The following is a 6,386-nucleotide window of genomic DNA, read 5'->3' on the forward strand; positions in this document are numbered from 1 at the left end:
TCCTTCTGCCAGCAGGTAGTTGTCCTGCTCAACCAGCTTATACTCGTTCCTTGTGCCGCGCACTTTTTCCGTTTTGCGGCGTCCATAGGCAATCTTGCCGCAGTACACCGGATTTTTCAGAATCAGTCGGATCAGGTGTGCGTCAAACAGGGGATTTTTCCCATTCTGCCGAGGAATCTTGCGGATACCATGGTTTTCCAGATACTTTGCGATGCCATTTGCGCCAATGTCCGTGTGAACATACTGGTCATAGATGACACGGATCGCCTCCGCTTCTTCCTCATTGATAACTAGCATCCCGTCCACCAGCTGATACCCATAGGGGGAAAAACCGCCGTTCCAGCGGCCCTCCCTTGCTTTTTGGATGCGGCCCTCCATGGTTTGGACACGGATATTTTCACGCTCAATCTCCGCCACGGCAGACAGGACAGAGATCATCAATTTGCCCGCGTCCTTGGAAGAATCAATGCCATCCTCCACACACACCAGGTTGACGCCAAAATCCTGCATGACCTGAAGGGAAGAGAGCACGTCCGCCGCGTTTCTGCCAAACCGGGACAATTTGAACACCAGAACATAGGACACGCCATCCTTACCGGATTTGATGTCCTCCATCATCTGGCTGAATTGCGCCCGGCCTTCGATAGACTTGCCGGACTTTCCCGCATCCTCATATTCACCGACAATCTCATAATCATTGTAGTCGGCATATGCCTTCATTTTGGCCTTCTGCGCATCCAGCGAGTATCCGTCCACCTGCATAGCGGTGGAGACTCTGGTGTAGGTGTAAACTTTTATCTTCTCTTTCTGCATCGTAATCTTCCTCATGTGGTGCGAATCGAAAAATTGGATTGGTCGTTCTTAACTTGGGTCAGAAGAATCATCCTGCTTTTCCGCCTCTGTCTTGGCCGTTTTTCCCAGCTGCTTAATGGTCTTCAGATATTCTTCCTCCACAGGGGAAAGAGTTTGTGCCTGATAGCGTTTATATTCCGCTTTTGCTTTTTCCATCGCCTGTGCATGACTGATTTTCCCTGCATGGGTCAGTACTTCTTCACCGGTTGCCCGAAGAATATTGTCCAGCTGCTCCACATAATCGCTCATATACATAGGCCGGTGACGGATGGCCTGTACCTCGGCAAAGTCAAAATAACCGGATACCATCTGATTCAGAACCCGAAGTTCTTCCTCTGACAAATAATTCTTGGCAATCCCAATATCTTTTGCCGTGGGGAAGTCGCCCGAAAAAGCGGTAAGTCCCATAAACGGCTTATCTGCATCGGCCCGCTCATAGATCACTTCCGCAGCCGTATGTCCATGCGCTGCATAATGAAGCTTGTTCTGCACCATTTTGAAAAACGCAACAGATTCCGCGCTTCTGGGGTTATAGTCCACACTGGTAGCGTACAAGTCCAACACCTGACGATACATCACTTTTTCCGAAGAACGAATGTCCCGAATCCGTTCCAGCAGTTCGCGCCAATAGTTGCCACCGCCCAAATTTTTCAGGCGCTCATCGTCCATCGTGAAGCCCTTGATCATATACTCTTTCAGGCGTTCCGTGGCCCACCGGCGAAACTGGGTGGCAATCAAGGATTTTACCCTGTACCCCAAAGAAATGATCATATCCAGATTATAGAAAGGCAACTCTCTGGTTACTTGCCGGTTGCCCTCCATTCGAACCTGTCGGAATTTCCGACAGGTTGAAACCTCATCCAATTCGCCTTCTTCATAGATGTGGCCGATATGCTCCACAATGTTGCTTCTGGACGTGTGGAACAATTCCGCCATCTGCTGCTGCGTCAGCCAAACAGTCTCGTCTACAAACCGGCACTCTACCTTTGTGAGCCCATCTTCGGCCTGATAAATTACAATCTCGCCCTGGCTCTGATCCGGTCTGTTCTTATCTCCCGCCATTTGTTCACGCTCCTATCCGATTATATTTTCTATGTTTCAAGAGAGCGAAGAAAATGGCCGTTGCTCTCTTGTTTGGACTCTTATATCACGTATATTATATCATGCAGCAATTTTGCCTGCAACTGCTTCCGGCTTGAAAACAGATTCTTTTTTATCTGCTGCCGCGCCGTCCTGGTCCTCAAGCGGAACCGCCGGAGCGGGCAGGTTCTCGACATCTAACTCCGAAGCGTATTTCTCAATCAGGTTGGCCAGCAGGTCTGCAAAACCGCTCCATTCATCGATCATAGGCAGTTTCCCTTTCTTTTTTGTGCGGGTGTTTATAAAGTTCCAATACTTCCGGCGGTATCTGCTCCAAAATCGACACGGCACTATCATAGTCGCGCCGCAGCTTGAGGTCTTCGATCTGCTTTAATGTGCTGACCTTCTGCACCGACGCAAGAGATTCTTCCAGTTCAGCATTTTTCGTTTTCAGCTTTTTGTTTTCGGATGTTGTTTTCGTAAAAGCCACGCCATATTTCCGCAGCAACGTGTCCATCTTCTCCACGCTGGGAATATAGGTGCCCAGAATTTTGCAGATTTCCTCCGCCCGGCTTTTTGCGTTGAAGGGATTGATTCCAGTGAGCAGATCCTCCAGCTCGTCCTTCTGTTTGGTCAGCCGGGTCATCTCCTTGAACACGCGGGGCGGGATGTGGTCGCGCCCGGTCTGGCTGGCGCTCTCGCCACGCTCCAAATCCGGGAATTTCTTGACCATGTGTTTCCAAAACTCATCCTGCCACCAGGTCAGCTTCGTTTTGTTGCCCATAATGTCTTTGGCACTGAGCCTGCCATCCTCCGTCAGCGGGACAAAACAAAGGTGCATATGGGGCGTTTTCTCGTCCATATGCACCACAGCGGATATAATTGTCTCTTTGGATTGATGCTGCTCCAGAAAGCGCAGAGCTTCCTCGAAGAACACCCGAATCTCCGCCCGTTTTTTTCCTTTGAAAAACTCCGGGCTGGCTGTGAACAGCGTCTCGATCATACGGATACTGTCTTTCCGGGTACGGCATCCGGCAGCGGCAATTTGCCTCTCTGACTCGGCCCGGTACTTGCCGGGCGGTTTGACCAGATGGAAGTTGTACTTGCTTCGGCTGGTATCCACATCGGGATTACTGGCGTACTTTTCCTTTGTGCGCTCGTTATGGGCCTCGATATTGCCGATTTCAGGCCCCTTATATTTGGCAAATCGCATAATCGCGTATTGTGCTTTTTCCATGCTCAATCCCTCCCTTTCTGCCAGACAATGTCATATCCCAGCACGTCGGCCAGCTCCACAGCTTCCCGATACCGAAGCGATTCCCGCTGCAATTTCCCGGAAAGATTGGATACGCTGTCGCTCCACCCATATTCATCGTGCAGCTGGTCAACGACTTCCTGCATGGTGTAACCGGCGCGGATGATCTGCGCCTTGATTTCGTTTCTGATATTTGATTTCATGGGAATCCTCCAAATTTTCTTGCCCATAAAAAGAACCGGCTGCACTGGACAGCGTACCGGCTTCATAGGATGATAAAATTGTTATAGTTGCTGTTTTGCGATAGAAATGGATTCCTGCGTATCGTTGGTCAACAACGGAATATTCGACTTCACGGAAATGTGGGGCTTTTCACTGTTCGGATTGTATTGCCACGAAACGATGCAACCTGTACTCTGTTCCGTGAGCCGCTATACGGCGAACTGTATGCGGATAATAAAGAAGTATTTCGCTGTTTTGTGATTGCTTCGAAATCTACCTGCAAAATCGCAGTGTTTCCTGTCTATTTTGGTTGCTCCCAAAATGGGCACGACCACTTTAACCCCATGAAGCGTTTCTGCAATATTATGAGGTAATAGGGTTAATCGCTGCATACATACGTACCGGCGACCAGAGTGGAAATCAATCCCGCCAGTCTTCCGGTACGTACGTACACTGTGAAGCGTCCGTAAACTCGTTTATATGCGGCCTTGCCACTGCCTCAATACCCATAAAGCCCCATACCCGGCGTCCTGCCGAATTGGTGATCGTGTTGCAGTGTTCCAGATTGTACTTGCCGCAGGCTGCCATCAGCGCATCGCTGAAGCTGCGGCGTTTGAGTGCAGTCAGACTGTTTTCCTCGCACCACATCCGGTAAATGTCGTAGCAATCCTTTGAGCTGATGGACGCATCCGCTTTCAGCCGGATGTAGCCCTCGGATTCCAGAAAGTCAAACACATTGTTGTTGTCCCGCTTAACGGCCTCCCGGTTCTCTTTGGTGCGCTGGCTTTCGGTGAACTTGAAGTTGTTTGCCACCAGCCGCTGCAGTCCCGCAAAGGCCCAGAGGAATATGCCCTCGATTTCTGCCTTCATCTTTTCGGAAAGGTCGGGATCATCCACGCGGTCAACAGGTTTCTCTTTGGTGGTCAAAATCAACTGCCGCCGATAGAAGCCGTCGCTTCGGTCAAAGAGGGCCTGCAAGTCGCCGTTGCTGAATGCCAGCAAGCGGGAAGACATCCACCCCTGATAACTCTGCTTGCCCTTGCGCTCCAAATCCATCTTACCCTGCGCGGTGACGATGGATTTAACGTAGTTGGTCTGCCGCAGCGCCTCCATCCGCATATCGTCATCGACACACAGCAGAATGTGTTCCAGATCAGCGCGGACGAAACGGTTCTCGGAAATTTTGCCGATGCTGCCATCTTTCATATTGCTGCCGAACAAGGCGGACAGCATCGCGCCGATCTGGCTCTTGCCCTCGCCGCCGCTGCCTTTGATAACCATCATCCGCTGGCCTTTGTTGCTGGGGATCAGGCAGTAGCCGATATATTCCTGCAAAGTGGGAATGTCCTCCGGGTAAAGCAGCCCATCTAAAAATGTCAGCCAGCGGGCAGGCGCAGGGGCGTTGGGATTGTAGGCTATCGGCAGACGGTTGCGAACGATCTCCGGCTTGCCCTCTACGAAGTTGCCGTCAAGGAACAGTGTTCCGTTCGCCAGATGGATGCGGTCAGTCTCTGGCGGAAAATCCGCCACCAGCGCCGCCAACTTCATCAACTCCACAATGTTGCTGATTTTGCGGGGGATATTGCTGACCGCACAGCATTTCAGTTCCTCAAAAATTTCTCCACGCAGCGGCAGTTCATCGGTCACACGGCCATCGGGCGTGAAAAAAGCCCCGTTTGTGTAGATGATCTTGTGTCTGCCGAGAAAATCATCACAAAACAGGGCTTCGTTGATGCTCTTGCCGTCAAACCAGACAGGCTGGTTGACCTCAGGCGATTGCTTGTTCTTCGCCACGGTGCTGCACCTCCTTTTCCAGACGTTTCAGCCGCTGCTCCAGCGCGGCGATGGTTCCGTCCTTCAGGAGCATATCCACCGCCTTCACGCGCTGCTCCAGTTCCGCAAACATGAGCACGTCCAACAAATGATCTACATACTCGATCATATGACACGCCTCCACAAAGCGATCGTCTGGATTTTCCTCCGGCAACTGTGGGGCGTACTTGATTTTCCAGTGTTCCAGCAGATGCAGATAATCGCACAGCACCCGCTGACAGTGCATCTCATCGTTGCGGAAGGCCCGCGCCAGCGGATAGGGCTTTTTCAGTGCCACGGCTGCCGGGGGCTTGTCCGGGTCGATGCCGAAGTCATAGGCTAGCTTCTTTGCGGCCTCGTAGCTGCTCAGGCCGAATAGCCGCGCCACAAAGTCAATCACGTCCCCGGTGGCCCCGCAGCCAAAGCAGTAGAAATAATCCCTGTTCAGCTTCATGCTGGGGTGCAGGTCATCGTGGAAGGGGCAGCAGATCATGTCGCCCCGGTTGACCTTGCAGCCGTAGTGCTCGGCGGCCTGCTTCACAGTGACAGCAGATTTTACAGTTTCAAACAAATTCATAGGCTTTGCCCTCCATAATTTATTGACGGTATCTGCCCGTCTGCCTGAATATACGGGAAAAAAGCCTATAGACCGAAAAATCCGCTAAAAGTGCAAGAAACGAAAAAACGCCGCCCTGAAATCTTGCAAAAATGCAAGACCTCAGAGCGGCGAGACCAGCGGAAAGCATTTGCCCACGCTGGTTTTATAAGATATAATGAATGTAGAGAGTTTTCAGAAAAGAGGTGCGTGTTACATGGAGGGAGCCTATCTGCCCGGCAATATCCAGCAGCGGATGCAGGAGCTTATGAAGAAATATAAAATTACCCAGGCACAGTTGGCGACCCGCATCGGCAGCACCGAGAGCGCCATCAGCCGGTTTGTCAGCGGCAAGACCGATAAAATCAGCACAGAACACTTGCTCCGCATTGCAAAAGTGTTTGAAGTCTCCACAGATTTCCTGCTGGGGGAGGTCAATACACCCGACCGAACAAATTTTGATATTGAAGAACTGGGCCTGTCGGTGCAGGCAGCGCGGAATCTGTATACTGGGAAAGCCAATGCGGAGATCGTCAACCGCCTGCTGGAAAGTCCGCGCTTTGCAGAAGT

General features: G+C 51.3%; 8 protein-coding genes. 1 reads left to right on the forward strand and 7 read right to left on the reverse strand.

Annotated elements, in window-relative coordinates:
- The 7 genes from ODJ80_RS13745 to ODJ80_RS13775 all read right to left on the reverse strand — a co-directional run.
- Positions 1-813: recombinase family protein (locus ODJ80_RS13745; RefSeq protein ID WP_263042528.1), on the reverse strand; the 813-nt coding region annotated here is incomplete at its 3' end.
- A gap of 48 nt (positions 814-861) precedes the next feature.
- The gene (locus ODJ80_RS13750; protein WP_263042529.1) at positions 862-1,914 is read right to left on the reverse strand and encodes a virulence RhuM family protein; all 1,053 of its coding nucleotides are present in this window, start codon (positions 1,912-1,914) and stop codon (positions 862-864) included.
- A gap of 99 nt (positions 1,915-2,013) precedes the next feature.
- Positions 2,014-2,199 carry a hypothetical protein gene (locus ODJ80_RS13755; protein WP_087288003.1) on the reverse strand — a complete coding sequence of 62 codons (186 nt, stop codon included), beginning with the start codon at positions 2,197-2,199 and terminating at the stop codon, positions 2,014-2,016.
- Positions 2,189-3,169 carry a MobV family relaxase gene (gene mobV, locus ODJ80_RS13760; RefSeq protein WP_263042530.1) on the reverse strand — a complete coding sequence of 327 codons (981 nt, stop codon included), beginning with the start codon at positions 3,167-3,169 and terminating at the stop codon, positions 2,189-2,191. Before mobV ends, ODJ80_RS13755 begins: the two co-directional genes overlap by 11 nt.
- A 2-nt stretch (positions 3,170-3,171) precedes the next feature.
- Positions 3,172-3,390 (reverse strand): LLM class flavin-dependent oxidoreductase, encoded by a 219-nt coding sequence (locus ODJ80_RS13765; RefSeq protein WP_263042531.1) that lies wholly within the window; start codon positions 3,388-3,390, stop codon positions 3,172-3,174.
- Positions 3,391-3,829: 439 nt separating this feature from the next.
- Positions 3,830-5,203: a DNA primase family protein gene (locus ODJ80_RS13770; protein ID WP_263042532.1), complete on the reverse strand. Its 1,374-nt coding sequence runs from the start codon at positions 5,201-5,203 to the stop codon at positions 3,830-3,832.
- Positions 5,178-5,798, reverse strand: coding sequence for a CHC2 zinc finger domain-containing protein (locus ODJ80_RS13775; protein ID WP_263042533.1), 621 nt, complete (start codon positions 5,796-5,798; stop codon positions 5,178-5,180). Before ODJ80_RS13775 ends, ODJ80_RS13770 begins: the two co-directional genes overlap by 26 nt.
- Positions 5,799-6,033: 235 nt before the next feature.
- Here ODJ80_RS13775 and ODJ80_RS13780 point away from each other — a divergent pair.
- Positions 6,034-6,386: helix-turn-helix domain-containing protein (locus ODJ80_RS13780; protein WP_263042534.1), on the forward strand; the 353-nt coding region annotated here is incomplete at its 3' end.

The organism is Acutalibacter sp. LFL-21, from assembly GCF_025630755.1.
In the GTDB taxonomy this organism is placed as follows: Bacteria; Bacillota; Clostridia; order Oscillospirales; family Acutalibacteraceae; genus Acutalibacter; species Acutalibacter stercoravium.

Excerpts from the sequence above, each read along its gene's own strand:
- ODJ80_RS13765 (WP_263042531.1), bottom strand. The coding sequence starts at position 3,390 with ATGAAATCAAATATCAGAAACGAAATCAAGGCGCAGATCATCCGCGCC.
- ODJ80_RS13775 (WP_263042533.1), bottom strand. The coding sequence starts at position 5,798 with ATGAATTTGTTTGAAACTGTAAAATCTGCTGTCACTGTGAAGCAGGCC.
- mobV (WP_263042530.1), bottom strand. The coding sequence starts at position 3,169 with ATGGAAAAAGCACAATACGCGATTATGCGATTTGCCAAATATAAGGGG.
- ODJ80_RS13750 (WP_263042529.1), bottom strand. The coding sequence starts at position 1,914 with ATGGCGGGAGATAAGAACAGACCGGATCAGAGCCAGGGCGAGATTGTA.
- ODJ80_RS13755 (WP_087288003.1), bottom strand. The coding sequence starts at position 2,199 with ATGATCGATGAATGGAGCGGTTTTGCAGACCTGCTGGCCAACCTGATT.